This is a genomic window from Pseudomonas sp. CM25 (genome assembly GCF_013179705.1).
In the GTDB taxonomy this organism is placed as follows: domain Bacteria; phylum Pseudomonadota; class Gammaproteobacteria; order Pseudomonadales; family Pseudomonadaceae; genus Aquipseudomonas.
The window spans coordinates 15,182-33,314 of record NZ_JABMCW010000022.1; the positions used below are offsets into that span (position 1 = coordinate 15,182).

18 protein-coding genes and 1 pseudogene are annotated in these 18,133 nt (G+C 63.5%); 10 read left to right on the forward strand and 9 right to left on the reverse strand.

Going from position 1 to position 18,133, the window contains the following annotated elements:
• Window positions 1–23: 23 nt before the first annotated feature.
• The 9 genes and pseudogenes from hisI (at window position 24) to HP546_RS31745 (ending at window position 6,977) form a co-directional block, all read left to right on the forward strand.
• Window positions 24–416 (forward strand): phosphoribosyl-AMP cyclohydrolase, encoded by a 393-nt coding sequence (hisI, locus tag HP546_RS04340; protein WP_172220141.1) that lies wholly within the window; start codon window positions 24–26, stop codon window positions 414–416.
• Window position 417: 1 nt separating this feature from the next.
• The gene (locus HP546_RS04345) at window positions 418–753 is read left to right on the forward strand and encodes a phosphoribosyl-ATP diphosphatase (RefSeq protein ID WP_172220144.1); all 336 of its coding nucleotides are present in this window, start codon (window positions 418–420) and stop codon (window positions 751–753) included.
• A gap of 166 nt (window positions 754–919) precedes the next feature.
• Window positions 920–1,192, forward strand: coding sequence for a twin-arginine translocase TatA/TatE family subunit (locus tag HP546_RS04350; protein ID WP_172220147.1), 273 nt, complete (start codon window positions 920–922; stop codon window positions 1,190–1,192).
• 2 nt (window positions 1,193–1,194) lie between these two features.
• Window positions 1,195–1,572: a Sec-independent protein translocase protein TatB gene (tatB, locus tag HP546_RS04355; RefSeq protein ID WP_172220150.1), complete on the forward strand. Its 378-nt coding sequence runs from the start codon at window positions 1,195–1,197 to the stop codon at window positions 1,570–1,572.
• Window positions 1,569–2,357, forward strand: a complete 789-nt coding sequence (gene tatC / locus HP546_RS04360; protein WP_172220153.1) for a twin-arginine translocase subunit TatC — start codon at window positions 1,569–1,571, stop codon at window positions 2,355–2,357. The genes tatB and tatC overlap by 4 nt, the downstream gene beginning before the upstream one ends.
• Window positions 2,354–3,061, forward strand: coding sequence for a 16S rRNA (uracil(1498)-N(3))-methyltransferase (locus tag HP546_RS04365; protein ID WP_172220156.1), 708 nt, complete (start codon window positions 2,354–2,356; stop codon window positions 3,059–3,061). Before tatC ends, HP546_RS04365 begins: the two co-directional genes overlap by 4 nt.
• A gap of 101 nt (window positions 3,062–3,162) precedes the next feature.
• The gene (locus HP546_RS04370; RefSeq protein ID WP_172220177.1) at window positions 3,163–4,743 is read left to right on the forward strand and encodes a methyl-accepting chemotaxis protein; all 1,581 of its coding nucleotides are present in this window, start codon (window positions 3,163–3,165) and stop codon (window positions 4,741–4,743) included.
• Between the two features lie 290 nt (window positions 4,744–5,033).
• Window positions 5,034–6,122: pseudogene (locus HP546_RS31740) on the forward strand (methyl-accepting chemotaxis protein); the annotation flags it as partial.
• A 141-nt stretch (window positions 6,123–6,263) separates the two neighbouring features.
• Window positions 6,264–6,977: a methyl-accepting chemotaxis protein gene (locus tag HP546_RS31745; protein ID WP_372242410.1), complete on the forward strand. Its 714-nt coding sequence runs from the start codon at window positions 6,264–6,266 to the stop codon at window positions 6,975–6,977.
• A 177-nt stretch (window positions 6,978–7,154) separates the two neighbouring features.
• Here the strand turns inward: HP546_RS31745 and HP546_RS04380 are convergent, their stop codons facing one another.
• From HP546_RS04380 to pip, 7 genes are all read right to left on the reverse strand, one after another.
• Complete coding sequence (locus HP546_RS04380; protein WP_172220217.1) at window positions 7,155–7,889, reverse strand: amino acid ABC transporter ATP-binding protein; 735 nt, start codon at window positions 7,887–7,889, stop codon at window positions 7,155–7,157.
• Window positions 7,882–8,844, reverse strand: coding sequence for an amino acid ABC transporter permease (locus tag HP546_RS04385; protein ID WP_172220199.1), 963 nt, complete (start codon window positions 8,842–8,844; stop codon window positions 7,882–7,884). Before HP546_RS04385 ends, HP546_RS04380 begins: the two co-directional genes overlap by 8 nt.
• Window positions 8,845–8,922: 78 nt before the next feature.
• Window positions 8,923–9,720 (reverse strand): transporter substrate-binding domain-containing protein, encoded by a 798-nt coding sequence (locus HP546_RS04390; RefSeq protein ID WP_172220220.1) that lies wholly within the window; start codon window positions 9,718–9,720, stop codon window positions 8,923–8,925.
• Window positions 9,721–9,954: 234 nt separating this feature from the next.
• Window positions 9,955–12,528 carry a glucans biosynthesis glucosyltransferase MdoH gene (gene mdoH / locus HP546_RS04395; RefSeq protein WP_172220202.1) on the reverse strand — a complete coding sequence of 858 codons (2,574 nt, stop codon included), beginning with the start codon at window positions 12,526–12,528 and terminating at the stop codon, window positions 9,955–9,957.
• A complete protein-coding gene (locus tag HP546_RS04400) occupies window positions 12,521–14,260 on the reverse strand; it encodes a glucan biosynthesis protein G (protein WP_372242409.1) in 1,740 nt (579 codons plus the stop codon). Before HP546_RS04400 ends, mdoH begins: the two co-directional genes overlap by 8 nt.
• A 262-nt stretch (window positions 14,261–14,522) precedes the next feature.
• A complete protein-coding gene (dtd, locus tag HP546_RS04405) occupies window positions 14,523–14,960 on the reverse strand; it encodes a D-aminoacyl-tRNA deacylase (RefSeq protein ID WP_172220205.1) in 438 nt (145 codons plus the stop codon).
• Window positions 14,957–15,928, reverse strand: coding sequence for a prolyl aminopeptidase (pip, locus tag HP546_RS04410; RefSeq protein WP_016489576.1), 972 nt, complete (start codon window positions 15,926–15,928; stop codon window positions 14,957–14,959). Before pip ends, dtd begins: the two co-directional genes overlap by 4 nt.
• A 29-nt stretch (window positions 15,929–15,957) precedes the next feature.
• On the opposite strand from pip, the gene HP546_RS04415 reads away from it, so the two are divergent.
• On the forward strand, window positions 15,958–16,116 hold the full coding sequence (locus HP546_RS04415) for a hypothetical protein (protein WP_172220208.1): 159 nt from the start codon (window positions 15,958–15,960) through the stop codon (window positions 16,114–16,116).
• Here HP546_RS04415 and hutG read toward each other — a convergent pair.
• The gene (hutG, locus tag HP546_RS04420; RefSeq protein WP_172220211.1) at window positions 16,104–16,907 is read right to left on the reverse strand and encodes an N-formylglutamate deformylase; all 804 of its coding nucleotides are present in this window, start codon (window positions 16,905–16,907) and stop codon (window positions 16,104–16,106) included. The two genes, HP546_RS04415 and hutG, sit on opposite strands and share 13 nt — an antisense overlap.
• 10 nt (window positions 16,908–16,917) lie before the next feature.
• Entirely contained in the window at window positions 16,918–18,123 is a 1,206-nt protein-coding gene (gene hutI / locus HP546_RS04425) for an imidazolonepropionase (protein WP_172220214.1), read from the reverse strand.
• Window positions 18,124–18,133 lie beyond the last annotated feature (10 nt).

The following is an 18,133-nucleotide window of genomic DNA, read 5'->3' on the forward strand; positions in this document are numbered from 1 at the left end:
GCGGGCCCGTTTTGGAGTCGACGATGAAAGACTGGCTGGACGAGATCAAGTGGAACAGCGACGGCCTGGTACCGGCTATCGCCCAGGACCACAAGACCGGACGCGTGCTGATGATGGCCTGGATGAACCGCGAATCGCTGGCCCTGACCGCCGCCGAGCAACGCGCCATCTACTGGTCACGGTCGCGTGGCAAGCTGTGGCGCAAAGGCGAAGAATCGGGCCATGTGCAGAAACTGCACGAAATGCGCCTGGACTGCGACGCCGACGTGATCATCCTGATGGTCGAGCAACTGGGCCATATCGCCTGCCATACCGGCCGTGAAAGCTGCTTCTACCGGGTTTTCGAAAACGGCCAGTGGAACACCGTCGACCCGGTCCTGAAGGACCCGGATGCCATCTACAGCGCAGGACACTGACATGAGCGACACCCTCGACCGCCTGGCCGAAGTGCTTGAAGAACGCAAGCAAGCGGCCCCTGACAGCTCCTACGTGGCCAGCCTGTACCACAAGGGCCTGAACAAGATTCTGGAAAAACTCGGCGAAGAGTCGATCGAGACGATCATTGCCGCCAAGGATGCCGCCGTCAGCAAGGATTACAGCGATGTCATCTATGAAACCGCCGACCTGTGGTTTCATAGCCTGGTGATGCTCAGCGCACTGGGCCAGCATCCGCAAGCCGTGCTCGATGAACTGGACCGCCGCTTTGGCTTGTCCGGTCATGATGAGAAGGCCGCACGAACGCCTTCTGCCTGATGTATTTTCGGGGCGTGCTGCGCGCCCCTGTGGGAGCGGGTTCACCCGCGAAGCTTGCAACGCGATATATGGCACCGGCTGCGCCGGTGTTCGCGGGTGAACCCGCTCCCACAAGGTTTGCAATGCAGCCCGGATAGGGCCAACACACAATATTCAGGAGTACGAAATGGGTATTTTTGACTGGAAACACTGGATCGTCCTGCTGGTCGTCGTGGTCCTGGTGTTCGGCACCAAGAAGCTGAAGAACTTCGGCAGTGACCTGGGCGAATCGATCAAGGGCTTCCGCAAGGCCATGAACGAAGAAGAGAACAAGCCGGCCGAGCAAACCCCGCCGCCCGCCCAGCCTGTGCCTCCGGTGCAGAACACTGCGCAACAGGCCCAAGGGCACACCATCGATGGCCAGGCCCAACCGGTCCAAGAGCCGCAGCGGAAAGACTGACCATGTTCGGCATCAGTTTCACCGAGCTGCTGCTCGTCGGCCTGGTCGCCCTGCTGGTGCTCGGCCCCGAGCGCCTGCCGGGTGCCGCGCGCACGGCAGGGCTGTGGATCGGCCGACTCAAGCGCAGCTTCAACAGCATCAAGATGGAAGTCGAGCGCGAAATCGGCGCCGACGACATACGCCGCCAGCTGCACAACGAGCATATCCTGCAGATGGAAGAGGAAGCCAAGCGCATTCTCAACCCGATGGCCACACCTGCGCAGCCGCCCGTGACCACCGCCACCGTGCAACCCCCTGCCGGGCTCGAAGCCAGGTCGGTCGAAGCACCTGCGGCACCGGTAGCCCCTTCTGAACCGCCTGAAACGCCGCGAGCCCCATGAGCGAGAATCCGGAACACGACCAGCCAATGCCGCTGGTTTCGCACCTGACCGAACTGCGCACCCGCCTGCTGCGCTGCGTCGCGGTCATTTTCCTGATCTTTGCCGGGCTGTTCTCATTCGCCCAGCAGATCTACACCCTGGTCTCCGCGCCACTGCGTGATCACCTGCCGGCCAATGCAACGATGATCGCCACCGACGTGGCCTCGCCGTTCCTGACGCCGTTCAAGCTGACCATGATCGTGTCGCTGTTCCTGGCCATCCCGTTCATCCTCCAGCAAATCTGGGGGTTTATCGCACCTGGGCTGTACCGCCACGAAAAACGCATCGCCATACCGTTGCTGGTGTCGAGCATCCTGCTGTTCTACGCCGGCATGGCGTTCGCTTATTTCTTCGTATTCCCGCTGATGTTCAAGTTCTTCGCCGCCGCCACTCCGGCCGGTGTGTCGATGATGACCGACATCGCCAACTACCTCGACTTCGTGATGACGCTGTTCTTCGCCTTTGGCGTAGCCTTCGAAATCCCGGTGGCGGTGGTACTGCTGGTGTGGATCGGCGTGGTCGACGTGAAGTACCTGAAGAAAATCCGCCCGTACGTGATCATCGGCTGCTTCGTAGTCGGCATGGTTCTTACCCCGCCGGACATCTTCTCCCAGACCCTGCTGGCCGTGCCCATGTGGCTGCTGTTCGAGGTAGGCCTGCTGTGCGGCAGCCTGATTCGCAAGCGCAGTACCCACGACGAAACCGCCGATGACCATAACGATCAGCCGCCTGCGACCCAATCGTGAACCTGTTGCTCCTTGAAGAGGCCGACTTCGTTTCGGCCGACCGTGTCGTTCTCGCTGATCGGCGCTTCACCCACATGCAGGAAATCCATCGCGTGGCGGTGGGCGACAACCTGCGCGTGGGCCGTATCAACGGCCTGATGGGCAAGGCTACCGTGCTGCGCCTGGACAAGCACGAAGCCGAACTTGAAGTCGCCTTCGACCAGCAGCCGCCAACCAAACTGCCGCTGACCCTGGTGCTGGCTGTGCCACGGCCGAAAATGCTGCGGCGGCTGTTCCAGACCGTGGCGACCCTGGGCGTGCCGCGGCTGATCCTGCTGAACAGCTACAAGGTCGAGAAAAGCTTCTGGCAAACGCCCTTCCTGCAGCCGGAAAGCATCCGCGACAACCTTATCCTCGGCCTCGAGCAGGCGCGCGATACCGTGCTGCCTGAGGTGATCATCGAAAAGCGCTTCAAGCCCTTCGTCGAAGACCGTCTGCCGGCCATCGCCGCCGGTACTCTCGGCCTGGTAGGCCACCCCGGCCCCTACCCCGCCTGCCCGCGCGCCGTGGAACAAGCCGTGACCCTGGCCATCGGCCCCGAGGGTGGCTGGATCCCCTACGAAGTCGACCTGCTGGGCAAGGCCGGCTTGGCGCCAGTGCAGTTGGGTGATCGCATCTTGCGCGTCGAGACTGCAGTAACTGCGCTGCTTTCGCGTATTTTCTGACGTAAACGCCACTTTTTCGCCCATCAAGTTTCCCTCCCCCAGGCCGATGGCCTTGGCAACACAACAACTATTTGTGCTGCCAAGGCGCCGGGGAGTCGTACATGTATCAAGGGTTAGCCCAATCGTTGGGCAATGTGAGCGTCAATCGCAAACTGGGGCTGGGCTTCGGCTTGGTGCTGCTGCTGACCCTGGCCATCACCGTGACCGGCTGGCTGGGCATGGACAGCATCATCGATCGTGGCGACAAGCTGGGCAATATCTCGGTGATTCACCAGTACACCCAGGACTTGCGCATTGCCCGGCAACACTACGAACGCAACCGCGACAACGTGGCCGTGGCAGAGCTGGAGAAGGCCCTGAACGACCTGGAGCGGCAGATCCAGCTGATGCTAGGGCAGATCGACCAACCTGAGGATCAGCAACGCCTTCAGCAGCAGCTGGCAGCCGTACGCGAATATCGGCAAGCGTACGCCGACCTCAGCCGGTCCGCTGCCGACCCGGACGCCACGGAGCAGGCATTGCGGCGCATGGCCGACCAGGGCACGGTCTTGCTGAAAGCCAGCCAGGCGATGACTGCCTCGCAAACCGTCGTGCGCGATGAAGGTGCCGCGCGGGCCAAGAGCCTGCTCGCCATGGCTACGGTGCTGGCGCTGGCGTTGGGCCTGCTGGCAGCCTGGGCCATCACCCGGCAGATCATCATCCCGCTGCGCCAGACCTTGCGCGCCGCCGAACGCGTGGCCAATGGCGACCTGACCGAGAACCAGCTGCAGGTGCAGCGACGCGATGAACTGGGCCAGTTGCAAGCCAGCATGCAGCGCATGACCCAGGGCCTGCGCGAACTGATCGGCGGCATCGGCGATGGCGTCACCCAGATTGCCAGTGCGGCCGAACAGCTGTCGGCTGTCACCGAGCAGACCAGCGCGGGGGTCAACAACCAGAAGGTCGAGACCGATCAGGTAGCGACCGCCATGAACCAGATGACTGCCACCGTGCATGAAGTGGCACGCAATGCGGAACAGGCCTCGGAGGCCGCCCTGATGGCCGACCAGCAGGCCCGTGAAGGCGACCGGGTAGTCGGCGAGGCGGTCGCGCAGATCGAGCGCCTGGCCGGCGAAGTGGTCAACTCAAGCGAGGCGATGAACCAGCTCAAGGCCGAAAGCGACAAGATCGGCAGTGTGCTCGACGTGATCAAGTCGGTAGCGCAGCAGACCAACCTGCTTGCCCTCAACGCGGCCATCGAAGCCGCCCGCGCCGGCGAGGCTGGCCGTGGCTTTGCCGTGGTAGCCGACGAAGTGCGCAGCCTGGCCCAGCGTACCCAGCAGTCGACCGAAGAGATTGAAGAGCTGATCGCCGGCCTGCAAAGCGGCACCCAACGGGTGGCCAGCGTAATGGACAACAGCCGCCAGCTGACCGACAGCAGCGTCGAGCTGACCCGCCGTGCCGGCAGCTCGCTGGAGACGATCACCCGTACCGTATCGTCGATCCAGGCGATGAACCAGCAGATTGCCACGGCGGCGGAGGAACAGACGGCGGTAGCCGAGGAGATCAACCGCAGCGTCATGAATGTGCGGGATATCTCCGACCAGACCTCGGCGGCCAGTGAAGAGACGGCCAGTTCGAGTGTGGAGCTGGCGCGGCTAGGCACCCATTTACAGGGGTTGGTGGGGCGGTTCAGGCTCTGATCCAGCGGGACCACACGTTCCTGTAGGAGCGGCCTTGTGTCGCGATGGGGCGCATAGCGGCCCCAAGATTTCAGCTTCGCAGCCTTTATTGCCGGGGCCGCTTTGCGGCCCGTTCGCGACGCAAGGCCGCTCCTACAGCGGTCACGCCGCAAGGTAATTCTTCCTACAGTTGCAAGTGCCATTTCCTACCTGATTATCAGGTCAAGTCCTACAACTCCGCTGCCGATTGGCAAAGGTGTGATGCCAGCAATGCGCCTGCATCCCCTCTCTCAATCGCTCGGAGACTTCCCATGCTCGGCTACCTCAACCGCAAGCTCGGCAACATCAGCGTCGCTGCCAAGCTGGCCCTAGGCTTTGCCGTGGTCCTGCTGCTTACCCTGGCCACCACGATCAGCGGCTGGCGCGCGCTGGATGACGCCATTGTTCGCTCGCAGCAACTCAGCGAAATCGGCCTGATCAACGACCTGACCAAGGACCTGCGCGCGGAACGCATCACCTACCGCGTGCTCGACGACGACGCCAGCAAATCGCGGATGGGCAGTATCCTCGACCAGCTCGACAACATGCTGACCACGCTGCAACAACGCAGCAGCGTCGATGAATCGCGGCAAATGCTGACTGAAAAGCTGGCCCTGCTGCAGCGCCTGCGCGACGACTTCAGCGAACTGCAACGCAGTGTCGCCAACCGAATTGCCTTGCGCGAGGCCATGCAGGTGCAGGAGCAAAAGCTCAATGCCGTCATCGACGAACTGCAGACCCAGGCCTTGCTCAAGATGCCTGCCGACAGCCAGCAAAGTGGCGTGCTAGGCCTGATGGACACGCTCACCCGGCATGTCGACGGCGCCAATCAGCAGAGCCTGGTACCGGCCTATACCTTCACCCCCGTCGAAGACTTTGCCAAGGTCGGCGACAACGCCTTGAACGCCGCCGACAGTAGCCTTGGGCAACTGCTCAGGGGCTTGGCGCCGCTGGGCTTGCCACGCGCACTCAGTGAACAGCCGGGGGTCGAACTGGCCAAGTATCGCGCCATCCTGGACCAGTATCGTCGCGCTGCCGTGCGCGTCGAGCAGCTGCAAAACAACATGGAAAATATGGGCAACGAACTGCGCGCGGTCAGCCTGGAGCTGGGCAAACGCAAGGTCGCACAACGCGACAGCGAAGCCGTGGCTGCCCGCTCACTGCTGACCACCGTGGCGCTGCTGGCGCTGGCGGTTGGGGTGCTGGCCGCCTGGCTGATCACCTTGCAGATAACCCAGCCCTTGCGCCAGACGCTGGCCGTAGCCGCACGCATTGCCAAGGGCGACCTGACCCAGGTCGACACGGTGCAACGCCGCGACGAGATGGGCCAGTTGCAGAGCAGCATGCGCGAGATGACCTTGAGCCTGCGCGCGCTTATCGGTGGTATCGACCAGGGTGTCGGCCAGCTGTCCCAGGCCGCCACGCAGCTGGCGGCCAGCAGCGAAGACACCAAGCTGCGCATCAACCAGCAGCGCGAGGAAACCGACCAAGTGGCCACCGCCATGAACCAGATGAGCGCCACCGTGCAGGAAGTGGCGCAGAACGCCGAGCAAGCCTCGCTGGCCGCCACCAACGCTGACCAGCAGGCGCAGGTGGGTGACCAGGTGGTCGCCGAAGCCATCGGCCGCATCGAGCAACTGGCCGGGCAGATGGACCATTGCCTGGCCGCCATGCAGCACCTGGCGGGCGAGAGCCAGCGCATTGGCAGCATCCTCGATGTGATCAAGTCGGTGTCCGAGCAGACCAACCTGCTGGCCCTGAACGCGGCGATCGAAGCAGCGCGGGCGGGGGAAGCCGGGCGCGGGTTTGCCGTGGTGGCCGATGAGGTGCGCGGGTTGGCCCAGCGAACTTCGACCGCGACAGAGGAAATCGGCCAATTGATCGACAGCCTGCACAACGGTACCGACGAAGTGACCCGGCTACTGGACAGCAGCAAGAGCCTGACCGAGCAGAGCGTGGAGCTGAGCCGCAGGGCAGGCGATGCGCTGAGCCAGATCACCGACACGGTGTCGAACATCCAGGGCATGAACCAGCAGATCGCCACGGCCAGCGAAGAGCAGAGCGTGGTGGCCGAGCAGATCAACCGCAGTGTGCTGAACGTGCGGGATGTGTCTGATCAGACCAGTGCGGCCAGTGAGCAGACGGCGGCGTCGAGTGGCGAGCTGGAGCAGTTGGGGCGGGAGTTGCGGGGGATGGTAGGGCGTTTCAACATCTGAGATTGCCGGAGCTGCTCGCAGCCCAATCGCTGGCAAGCCAGCTCCCACAGGGAATGCACAATTCTCAATACTGCGGTGTGCCTGCAACAGCAACCATGTAGCTCAGTTCCCAGAGGCCGGCGCGATCCCTCTGGGGGCTGGCTTGCCGGCGAAAGGGGCGCAAAGCGCCCCCGGCCATTACAGCACCTGGCGCAGGAACGCCTGCGCACGCGGGTCTTTCGGTGCGGCAAAGAACTCCGCCGGCGGCGAATCTTCCAGCAGCTTGCCGTGGTCGAAGAACAGCACCCGGTCGGCCACTTCGCGGGCAAAGCCCATTTCGTGGGTGACGCAGACCATGGTCATGCCTTCCTGGGCCAGGGTCTTCATCACGTCCAGCACTTCGCCGACCATTTCCGGGTCCAGCGCCGAGGTCGGCTCGTCGAACAGCATCACCTTCGGGTCCATGGCCAGGGCACGGGCAATGGCTACGCGCTGCTGCTGGCCGCCGGACAGGCGCGAAGGGTATTCATTGGCCTTCTGGGCAATACCTACCTTCTCCAGCAACGCTCGGGCCTTGGCTTCGCGCTCGGCCTTGTTGCGCTTGCGCACCACCTTCTGTGCCAGGCACAGGTTTTCCAGCACGGTCATGTGCGGGAACAGGTTGAAGTGCTGGAACACCATGCCGACTTCGCGGCGGTAGGCGTTGATGTCGGTTTTCGGGTCGGCCAGCTGCAAGCCGTCGATGGCCACGTGGCCTTCGTCGAAGTGCTCCAGGCCGTTGAGGCAGCGCAGGAAGGTCGACTTGCCTGAACCCGACGGGCCCAGCACCACCACCACTTCGGCCTTGGCCACGCGGGTGGTGACGTTGTCTACCGCACGCACCACCTGGCCGCGGGTATCGAAGATCTTTACCAGGTCACGAACTTCAATCACTTTGCGCAAGCCTCCGCTCAAGCCGGCTGGCAATGTGCGACAGCGGCAGGTTGATCAGCAGGTACAGGCCTGCCACGCAGAACCAGATCTCGAAGGTCGAGAACGAGGTGGTGATGGCCTCGCGGCCGCTCTTGGTCAGCTCGGTGATGGCGATCACCGACACCAGCGACGTGTCCTTGACCAGGCTGATGAACTGCCCAGCCAGCGGTGGCAGCACGCGCTTGAACGCCTGCGGCAGGATCACGTGGCGCATCGACTGGCTGGTGTTCAGCCCCAGCGAGCGGGCTGCTTCGTTCTGGCCCTTGGCGATCGACTGCACGCCGGCACGGACGATTTCCGCCACGTAGGCGCCGGTGAACAGCGCCAGCGCCGCTACCCCGGCGAACTCGCGGGACAGATTGAGCACGGTGCCGATAAAGAAGTAGAAGATGAAGATCTGCACCAGCAGCGGCGTGCCGCGCACCAGCTCGACATAGACGGTGGACAGGTCACGCAGGGTCGGGTTGTTCGACAACCGGCACAACCCGGCGAACAGGCCGATCAGCAGGCCCAGCGCGCCGGACACTACCGAAATCCACAGCGTGGTCCACAGGCCCCAGGCCAGCGGGCCCGCGGCCCAATGCCGGGTTACGCCGATCGCGTCGCCTTCGGCAACATCGTCGCCGCGGCTCAGTTGCAGGCTGTCCTTGGCCACCTCAAGCACTTGCTCGGCGCCGCTGTCGTCCTTCAGCGTGACACGGGCGTTATCGCCGGAGATGACGATTTCCTGCACGGTACCGTAACCGGCGGCGCGCTGCGTATCCTCGGCCTTGTAGGCGAAATACTGGGGTACGCGGTTCCAGCGCCACTCGTAGGAAATCATCGAGGTAGCCATGTACAGGCTGATCGCCAGGCCCACCAGGACCAGGGCGGTCAGCCCATGCCAAGGCCACTGGGCTTTCTTGTGTTTGATCACGTGGGGTACTTCCGTAAATGCGAACGCGCAGGGTTTGCCTGCGCGTCGGGGTCATAAAGCCGGCTTGTGGCCTGGGCTTTATTCCATTTCCTTTAGCCAGTCCTTGTTCTTGAACCACTTGTCGTGGATACGATCGTAGGTCCCGTCATGCTTGATCTGGTGCAGGAAGTTGTTGATGAAGTTGATGCTGTCGTAGTCGCCTTTCTTCAGGCCGAAGGCCAGCGGCTCGTAGGTGAAGGGTTCTTCGAGGAACAGCAGCTTGCCGGCCCCGGCCTTCTCCACTGCCACAACGTTGTACGGGGCGTCATAGACAAAGGCGTCAGCCTTGCCGTTGACCACATCCATCACCGCCTCTTGCTCGTTGTCGTAGCCATGGTACTGGGCCTTGCCGATCAGCTTCTTGGAAACCATCTCGCCGGTGGTGCCGAGCTTGGAGGTGAGGCGGTACTTCTCGTTGTTCAGGTCCTTGTACGACTTGATCTCGCCGGCCAGTTCCTTGCGGATCAGCAGGGTCTGGCCAACCACGATGAAGGGCTCGCTGAAGTTCAGGCGCAGGTTGCGTTCCTGGGTCAGGGTCATGCCGCTGCCGATCATGTCGAACTTGTCAGTCAGCAGGGCCGGGATGATGCCGTCATAGGCGGTGGAAACGGCCTCGAACTTCACGCCCATGGACTTGGCCATGGCCTTGAGGATATCGACCTCGAAGCCGATGATCTCGCCACGCTTGTTGGTCATCTGGAACGGCATGTAGGTCGGGTCCATGCCCACCCGCAAGGTGCCGCGCTTGACCGCGTCATCGATGGCGCCCGCCTGGGCTGCCGTGACTGCGACCAGGGCGGTAACACCGACCAGCAGCCGCGAAAGGTATTTCTTGATCATCACCAAGTCCCCTAGCAAGAAAAGTAGCGAATCTTATTGTTGGCACGGCCGTACTGGCCGATGTGGCATATCGGGGAGGGATGCTAACGCATGGCGGCCCGGGGACCTAGAGTTGGGGGGGACTTTGTTGGCCAAAATAGGGGGGGGCCCTAAAAGCTTCGCGGGTGAACCCGCTCCCACAAGGTACTGAACAGCCCCTGCGGGAGCGGGTTCACCCGCGAATAGGCCCTGTCAGGCGCCGACGAGTGCCGGCTGGCCTTCATTCTCCGGGTGCAACGGCAACAGCGGCGAATGCGGGTCGTTCTTGATAGAAGCACGCCACACATCGATCCACGCCGCATTATGCTCGGCCCATACTTGCTCATGCAAGCGGGTCAGTGCCACCGGGTCGCTGAGCAGGGCCAGGCGGGTATTGAGGTCCAGCCCTTTCGGCCCGACCTCCATTGCCTTGGCCACGCGCTCGGCACGCAGTGCCTCGATCGGCGCCGCCTGGCCGTGCCGGGCAGTGGCCATGGCGCAGGCCAGGGCGTTCTGCCGTGGGTCGACCACCGCCCGCACGAAGCCGTCATGCAGGGCATGCCAGCGGTTCTCGTGGGTGTACTGGTCAGTGGCCAGCAGCTCTTGCGGGGTGGCGTATTCCTCGGGGATGAGGAACAGCTTCTCGTCCTTGGCCGCCAGGCCCAGGCGGGTGCGGCTGGAAATCACCGAAACCGGGATCGACAGCACCAGCGAACCGACGATCGGCGCCAGCCACCACAGGAAGCTCGGGTTCAGCCAGGCCACCAGCGATGCCCAGGCAATGCCCAGCAGGGTCTGCGGGCCATGGCGGCGCACGGCTTCGCTCCACGGCGTGGAGTCGTCGTCACGCTGGGGCGAGTTCCAGGTCGCAGCCCAGCCGAGGAACGCGGCCAGCACGAAGCGGGTGTGGAAGATCATGCGCACCGGTGCCAGCAGCATGGAGAACAGCATCTCCATCAGCATCGACAGGGTGACCTTGATCCGCCCACCAAACTCGGTGGCGCCCTTGGCCCAGATCAGGATGACGCTGAGCAGCTTGGGCAGGAAGAGCAGCACGATGGTGGTGGAGAACAGCGCCACGGCCTTTTCCGGGTGCCACTGCGGCCACAGCGGGTACAGCTGGTACGGTTCGATGAAATACTGCGGTTCCATCAGGGTGTTGGTCGCCAGCAGCGCCGTCGACAGCACCAGGAACAGGAACCACAGCGGCGCCGACAGGTACGACATCACCCCGGTCAGGAACACCGCGCGATGCACCGGGTGCATGCCCTTGACCAGGAACAGGCGGAAGTTCATCAGGTTGCCGTGGCACCAGCGGCGGTCACGCTTGAGCTCGTCCAGCAGGTTGGGCGGCAGCTCTTCGTAACTGCCTGGCAGGTCGTAGGCGATCCACACTCCCCAGCCGGCACGGCGCATCAGCGCAGCTTCGACGAAGTCGTGGGAAAGAATTGCCCCGGCAAACGCGCCCTTGCCCGGCAACGGCGCCAGCGCGCAGTGCTCGATGAAGGGTTTCATGCGGATGATCGCGTTGTGGCCCCAGTAGTGCGATTCGCCCAGCTGCCAGAAGTGCAGGCCGGCGGTGAACAGCGGGCCGTACACGCGGGTGGCAAACTGCTGCATGCGCGCATACAGGGTGTCCATGCCCGAGGCTCTCGGGCCGGTCTGGATGATGCCGGCGTCCGGGTTGGCCTCCATCAGGCGCACCAGGCTGCTCAGGCACTCGCCGCTCATGACGCTGTCGGCGTCGAGCACGACCATGTACTTGTAATCGCCACCCCAGCGACGGCAGAAGTCGTCGAGGTTGCCACTCTTGCGCTTCACCCGGCGCCGGCGGCGACGGTAGAAGATGCGGCCGAAGCCCTTGGTCTCGCGGCACACGTCCAGCCAGGCTTGTTGCTCGGCCACGGCGATGTCGGTGTCATTGGTGTCGCTGAGCACGAAGAAGTCAAAACGGTCGAGGTTGCCGCTGGCGGCTACCGATTCGAACGTTGCACGCAGGCCGGCGAACACGCGCGGCACGTCTTCGTTGCAGATCGGCATCACCAGCGCGGTACGCGCCTCGGGTGCAATCGGCTCATTGCCAGCACTGCTGCCCGAAATCTTGTACTTGTCGCGCCCGGTGAGCAGCTCGAGGAAGCCCATCAGCGCGGTCCAGAAGCCCGCCGACACCCAGCAGAAGAGGATGCCGAAGAGAATCAGGATGGATGTCTGCAGGGCATACGGCCACACCTGCACCACCGTGTCCCACAGCGACTGGCTGAGGATTTCGTCGAGGTCGACGAACGACCAGCCCTGGTACGGCAGGATGCCCTTCATGTACCAGCCAGCGATGATGGTCTGGCCGATCATCAGGGTCAGCAGGATGTAACGGCGGATCGAACCGACCGTACGCCAGCGTGCCGGCGGCAGCTCGCGCTTGGGCGGCTGCGGCGCATTCGGGCGACCGGTCATGCGCCGCCACATGCGGATCAGCACGTTGGTCCGCCAAGGCTCTGGCACGACCTTGGTGCGGTTGATCGGCGGGGCGATCTTCAGGCACAGGCGGCCGCTGCCATCGACGCCGAGCATTTCGGCGTCTTCCAGTTCGGCGGCACTGCCAACGGTCAGGCGTGAGCCGACCGAGGCCTGCACCGCCTCGGCGGAATCGGCGGCCGGGTTGGCCGCCAGGCGTTGGTGCAGCTCACTGAACGAGGTGCAGCTGGCAAGTTCCGCCCGTTGCTCGTCGCTCAATGGTAGGTGGGCCAGGTACTCGCCAAGCGGTACCGGCCTTGCGCTTGAGTTACTCATCGGCAGGCAACTGATAGCTCCAGGTCTCGGTCAGCACCTTCTCGGTGGTGGCCGGGGCCCCGTTGGTGGGCGCCGCATCGGCGGCAGGTTGGTCAGCCTTGGCAGGTTGCTCGGCCTTGACCGCTTTTTCGGCCTTGGCATGCTTGGCTGCGGCCTTGTCCTGCTTGGTGTCCTGGGAAGGCTTGGCGGGCTCGACCGGTACGTCGCGCACCAGCGAGGCACGCATTTCGGTCGACTTGTTGGCTTCCTTGACCTTCAAGCGCAGGGTCAGGCGCCAGCCCTTGGTCTCAGGGTTATAGCGCAGATTGTTCTCGACCACCTCGGCGTTGTCGCCCACGCTGATCAGGCTGCGCACTGCGGTGTCTTCCGGCAGGGCGGCCAGGGCCGGGCCTGCGAAATCGACCAGGAAGGCCACGCTGCCGTCTGGCTGACGGATCAGGTTGGACTGCTTGACGTCGCCGGTGGAGCGCAGGGTCTGCTTGACCGAGCCCAGTTCAGCCGCCTGGAACTTCGCTTCATCAATGGTGAAGTGCAGGCGGTAGGCGTACTCGAACGGCTTGCCTGGCTCAGGCAGTTTTTCCGGGCTCCAGAAGGCAACGATATTGTCGTTGGTTTCGTCCGCAGTCGGGATCTCTACCAGATCGACGGTGCCTTTGCCCCAGTCACCCTTTGGCTCGATCCAGGCGCTTGGACGCTTCTGGTAGTTGTCGTCGAGGTCTTCATAGTCGCTGAAGGCGCGCTGACGCTGCATCAGGCCGAAACCGCGCGGGTTTTCAACGCTGAAGTTGCTCACCGCCAGGTGTTTCGGGTTGTTCAGCGGACGCCACAGCCACTCGCCGTTGTCGGCATGAATCGACAGGCCTTCGGAATCGTGCAGGGCCGGACGATAGTTGAGGACCTTGGATGGCTGGTTGGGGCCGAACAGGTACATGCTGGTCAACGGCGCAATGCCCAGGCGGCTGACCTGGTCACGCAGGAACACGCGGGACTGCACGTCGACCACAGTGTCGTTGCCCGGGCGCAGGGTCAGCTTGTAGGCGCCGGTAGAACGCGGCGAGTCCAGCAGGGCGTAGATCACCAGGTGCTTGTCGGCCGGTTTGGGCTTCTCGACCCAGAACTCGGTAAAGCGCGGGAATTCTTCGCCCGACGGCAGTGCGGTGTCGATGGCCAGGCCACGCGCCGACAAACCGTAGACATGGCCCTTGCCGACCACGCGGAAATAGCTGGCGCCAAGCAGGGTCATGATCTCGTCCTGCTTGTCGGCCTTGTTGATCGGGTAAAGCACGCGGAAACCGGCGTAACCCAGGTTCTTGGTGGTTTCCGGGTCGTGCGGCACGTCACCGAACTCGAAACGGCTCGGGTCGTACTTGATTTCCTCGACCGTGGTGGCCGTGACCTCGTTGATTTTCACCGGGGTGTCGAAGTGCATGCCCTGGTGATAGAACGACAGCTTGAATGGGGTCTTGTCCTTGGCCCACTCGGCCTTTTCCTGCAGGAAATGAATTTTCTGGTAATCCGCGAACTTCATGTCGCGGAATACTGCCGGCAGGTTGCTTTTTGGTGCGTCGTACTTCTGGCCGGCCAGATCCTTTGCCTTGGCTGCAACATCGTCAAGATTGAATGCCCACAGCTGGCCCGCGCTCATCAGGCCGACCAGAGCCACGCTGGCCATCAGGGCCTTGCGCAGGCGGATGCCGGGGATTCTTGATGCTTTTTGGGGACTAACAATCACGAGCAACCCTCGCCGAAAACAGATCATGAAACCAACGGCCAGCGACAAATGCCGGGTTGGCGAGCACTGTTCGGACCCCGTGAGGGCGTAATGATTCCCCAAACGGATCCAGACAATGCTCGAGTCAGAGTGAAACGAACCTGCGAACGCAGGCCCATGCAGCGCGCGATTATCCAGCAGGTCGCGTGACAACGCATCAGGCTGGAACAACTATTTATCGTACAAAACCCCTTGTTTGCCCATAAACAAAGGGTTTTTGACCTCATATTTGTAACAAGAATGTCACTGGGCCATCATTGACCAGGTGCACCTGCATGTCCGCGCCGAATCGCCCGCTCGCCACATCGGCGTGCTTGCCTTTGGCCTGCTGCAAAAGATAGTCGAACAATTCGGCGCCCAGGGCCGGCGGCGCTGCCGTCGAGAAGCTCGGGCGCATGCCGTTGCGGGTATCCGCTGCCAAGGTGAATTGCGACACCAGCAGCAACCCACCCCCGACATCCTTGAGCGACAGGTTCATCTTGCCCTGCTCGTCGCTGAACACACGGTAGTTCAACAGCTTGTGCAGTAGCTTGTCGGCCAGCTCAGGGGAATCTTCAGGCTCGACCGCGACCAGCACCAGCAAACCCTGGTCGATGGCGCCGACCACCTCCCCCGCAACTTCGACACGCGCACCGCGCACACGCTGCAGCAGCGCCCTCATGCTTCTTCCAGGGGCAGGTCGAGCAGGCGCCGGGCCATCTGGTCGGCCGCACGCACCAGGGCATCGGTGATGCCAGGCTCGGAGGCGGCGTGGCCGGCGTCACGAATGACCTTCAACTCACTGTTGGGCCACGCCTGGTGCAGCGCCCAGGCATTGTCCAGCGGGCAGATCACGTCGTAACGGCCATGCACGATCACTGCAGGCAAATGGGCGATTTTCGGCAGGTCGCGGATCAGCTGGTCCGGCTCGAGGAACGCGTTGTTCATGAAATAGTGGCATTCGATGCGGGCAATCGACAGCGCGCGCTGCGGCTCGGAGAAGCGGTCGACCACCAGCGGGTTGGGGCGCAGGGTGGCAGTGCGGCCCTCCCAGGTGGACCAGGCCTTGGCGGCATGCATCTGGGCGATCTGGTCGTTGCCGGTGAGGCGCTTGTGGAATGCCTTGACCAGGTCGCCGCGCTCTTCCGGCGGGATCGGCGCAATGTAGTCTTGCCAGTAATCGGGGAACAGGCGACTGGCGCCCTCCTGATAGAACCACTCGATTTCCTGCGGGCGGCACAGGAAGATGCCGCGCAGGATCAGGCCGTGCACGCGCTCGGGGTGGGTCTGGGCATACGCCAGGGCCAGGGTCGAGCCCCACGAGCCGCCGAACAGTACCCATTTGTCGATGCCCAAGTGCTCACGGATACGCTCGAGGTCTTCGACCAGGTGCCAGGTGGTGTTGTTCTCCAGGCTCGCATGCGGCGTGGAGCGGCCACAGCCGCGCTGGTCGAAGGTGATGATGCGGTACAGGTTGGGATCGAAATAGCACCGGCTCTGGGCGTCGCAACCGGCCCCCGGGCCACCGTGGATGAACACCACCGGCAGACCTTCTGGCGAGCCGCTTTCGTCGACATACAGCACATGCGGCGCTTCCACGGCCAGATCGTGCCGGGCGTAGGGTTTGATCTGCGGGTACAGGGTCTGCATTGCGCACTCCGTGTGAGGTTTATTCAGCCGTGGGCCATCATAAACCTGAATTGCAGCAAGAGCATGCCCCCCGTGGTGAGTTCATGTGCCGAGCAGTCAACAGCGCTACCCCGGCGCTCGACCGGGCCTTCGCCGAAGCCGGGCTGAAGGCCTATGCCGAGGCGAATGCCAAGGGTCAGACGCCGTAGCGCTGCTTCCCCCAGGCCAAGGTTTCCTCAAGCAAGTGGCGCAACACCTGGCGGGTAGGTTGGGCCAGGTCGTCGCGGTAGGCGAAGGGCTCGACCTCATTCATGTAGGTACTCTGCGCCAGCTCCAGTTGCACCGCATGAATATGCTGAGCGGGGTCGCCGTAGTGGCGGGTGATGTGCCCGCCCTTGAAACGGCCATTGAGCACATGGCTGTAGTTCTGCGCCTGGGCACACACGTCCTCCAGTCGCTCGGCAAGCGCCGGATCGCAGCTGGCGCCGTTGAACGTGCCCAGGTTGAAGTCCGGCAGCGTGCCATCGAACAGATGCGGGATGTGCGAACGGATCGAGTGGGCGTCCCACAGCAGCGCATAGCCAAACTGCTCACGCAGTCGAATCAGCTCATTGCGAAGCGTGTCGTGGTACGGGCGCCAGATCTGCTCAAGGTATTGCTTGCGCTGCTCGGTCGTCGGCTCCAGGCCTGCCTTGAACAGCGGCTCGCCCTCGAACAGTGTGGCCGGGTACAGGCCGGTGGTAGCGCCGGCGTACAGCGGCGTGTCGTCATCCGGGCGGTTGAGGTCGATGACGAAGCGCGAATACTCCGCCGCCACCACGCTGGCCCCCATCTCTTGAGCAAAGTCATACAGCTGCGGGATGTGCCAGTCGGTATCCGGCAAGCTGCGCGCCTGCTCGACCAGCCCGTCGCGAACGGCGTCGGTCAGGTTCAGCCCGGCATGGGGCATGCTGATCAACAGCGGCAGGCTGCCTTGGTGAAAACTCAGTACCTTGTCCATCTCGCCTCGCTCAGTTGGAGATTTCGTGGCCCTTGCGCACCACGCGCTTGGGCAGGTCGCCGCCCAGCCAGTAGGCCAGGTCGGCAGGGCGTTCGATTTGCCAGGCGACGAAGTCGGCCACCTTGCCCGCTTCCAGCGAGCCGTGGCTCTCGCCCAGGCCTAGCGCCGTGGCGGCGTGTACCGTGACACCGGCCAGTGCTTCTTCTGGCGTCATGCGAAAACACGTGCAGCCCATGTTCAACATCAGCCGCAGCGACAACCCTGGCGAGGTGCCGGGGTTGAGGTCGCTGGCCAGGGCAATCTTCACCCCGTGGCGGCGCAGGGCGTCCATCGGCGGCAGCTGAGTTTCGCGCAAGAAGTAGAAGGCCCCCGGCAGCAGCACGGCGACAGTGCCGGCTGCAGCCATGGCGATGGCGTCTTCTTCGGTCATGAATTCCAGGTGGTCAGCCGACAGCGCCTGGTAGCGCGCCGCCAGGCTTGACCCGTGCAACGACGACAGCTGTTCGGCGTGCAGCTTGACCGGCAGGCCCAGCTCGCGCGCCTTGATGAACAGTCGCTCGACCTGGGCCGGGGAGAACGCCAGGTGTTCGCAGAACGCATCCACCGCATCCACCAGGCCTTCTGCGGCCAGGGCCGGCAGCATTTCGTCGCAGATGTGCGCGATGTAGTCGTCGGCGCGGCCAGCGTACTCCGGTGGCAAGGCATGCGCGGCCAGGCAGGTGGCACGCACCGCCAGCGGCAGCTCGTCGGCCAGGCGCCGGGCCACGCGCAGCATCTTGCGCTCGTTGGCCAGGTCCAGGCCGTAGCCGGACTTGATCTCGATGGTGGTCACGCCATCGCGCATCAATGCCTGAACCCGCTGCCGGGCACTGGCAAACAGCTCGTCCTCGCTGGCCGCACGGGTGGCCCGCACGGTGCTGGCGATGCCACCACCCTGGGCGGCAATTTCGGCGTAGCTCACGCCTTGCAGGCGCTGCTCGAACTCGCCGCTGCGGTTACCACCAAACACCGCATGGGTGTGGCAGTCGATCAGCCCCGGGGTGACCCAGGCGCCGCCCAGGTCAACGGTGCGCTCGGCATCGACCGGCGCCAGCTCGGCCCGTGGGCCGATCCACTCGATCAGCCCGGCATTGGTCACGATGGCCGCGTCCTCGATGCTCGAGTAGCGGCCCTCGGCCATGGTTGCCACATGGCAATGCTGCCAGAGGGTTCTCATGCACAATCTC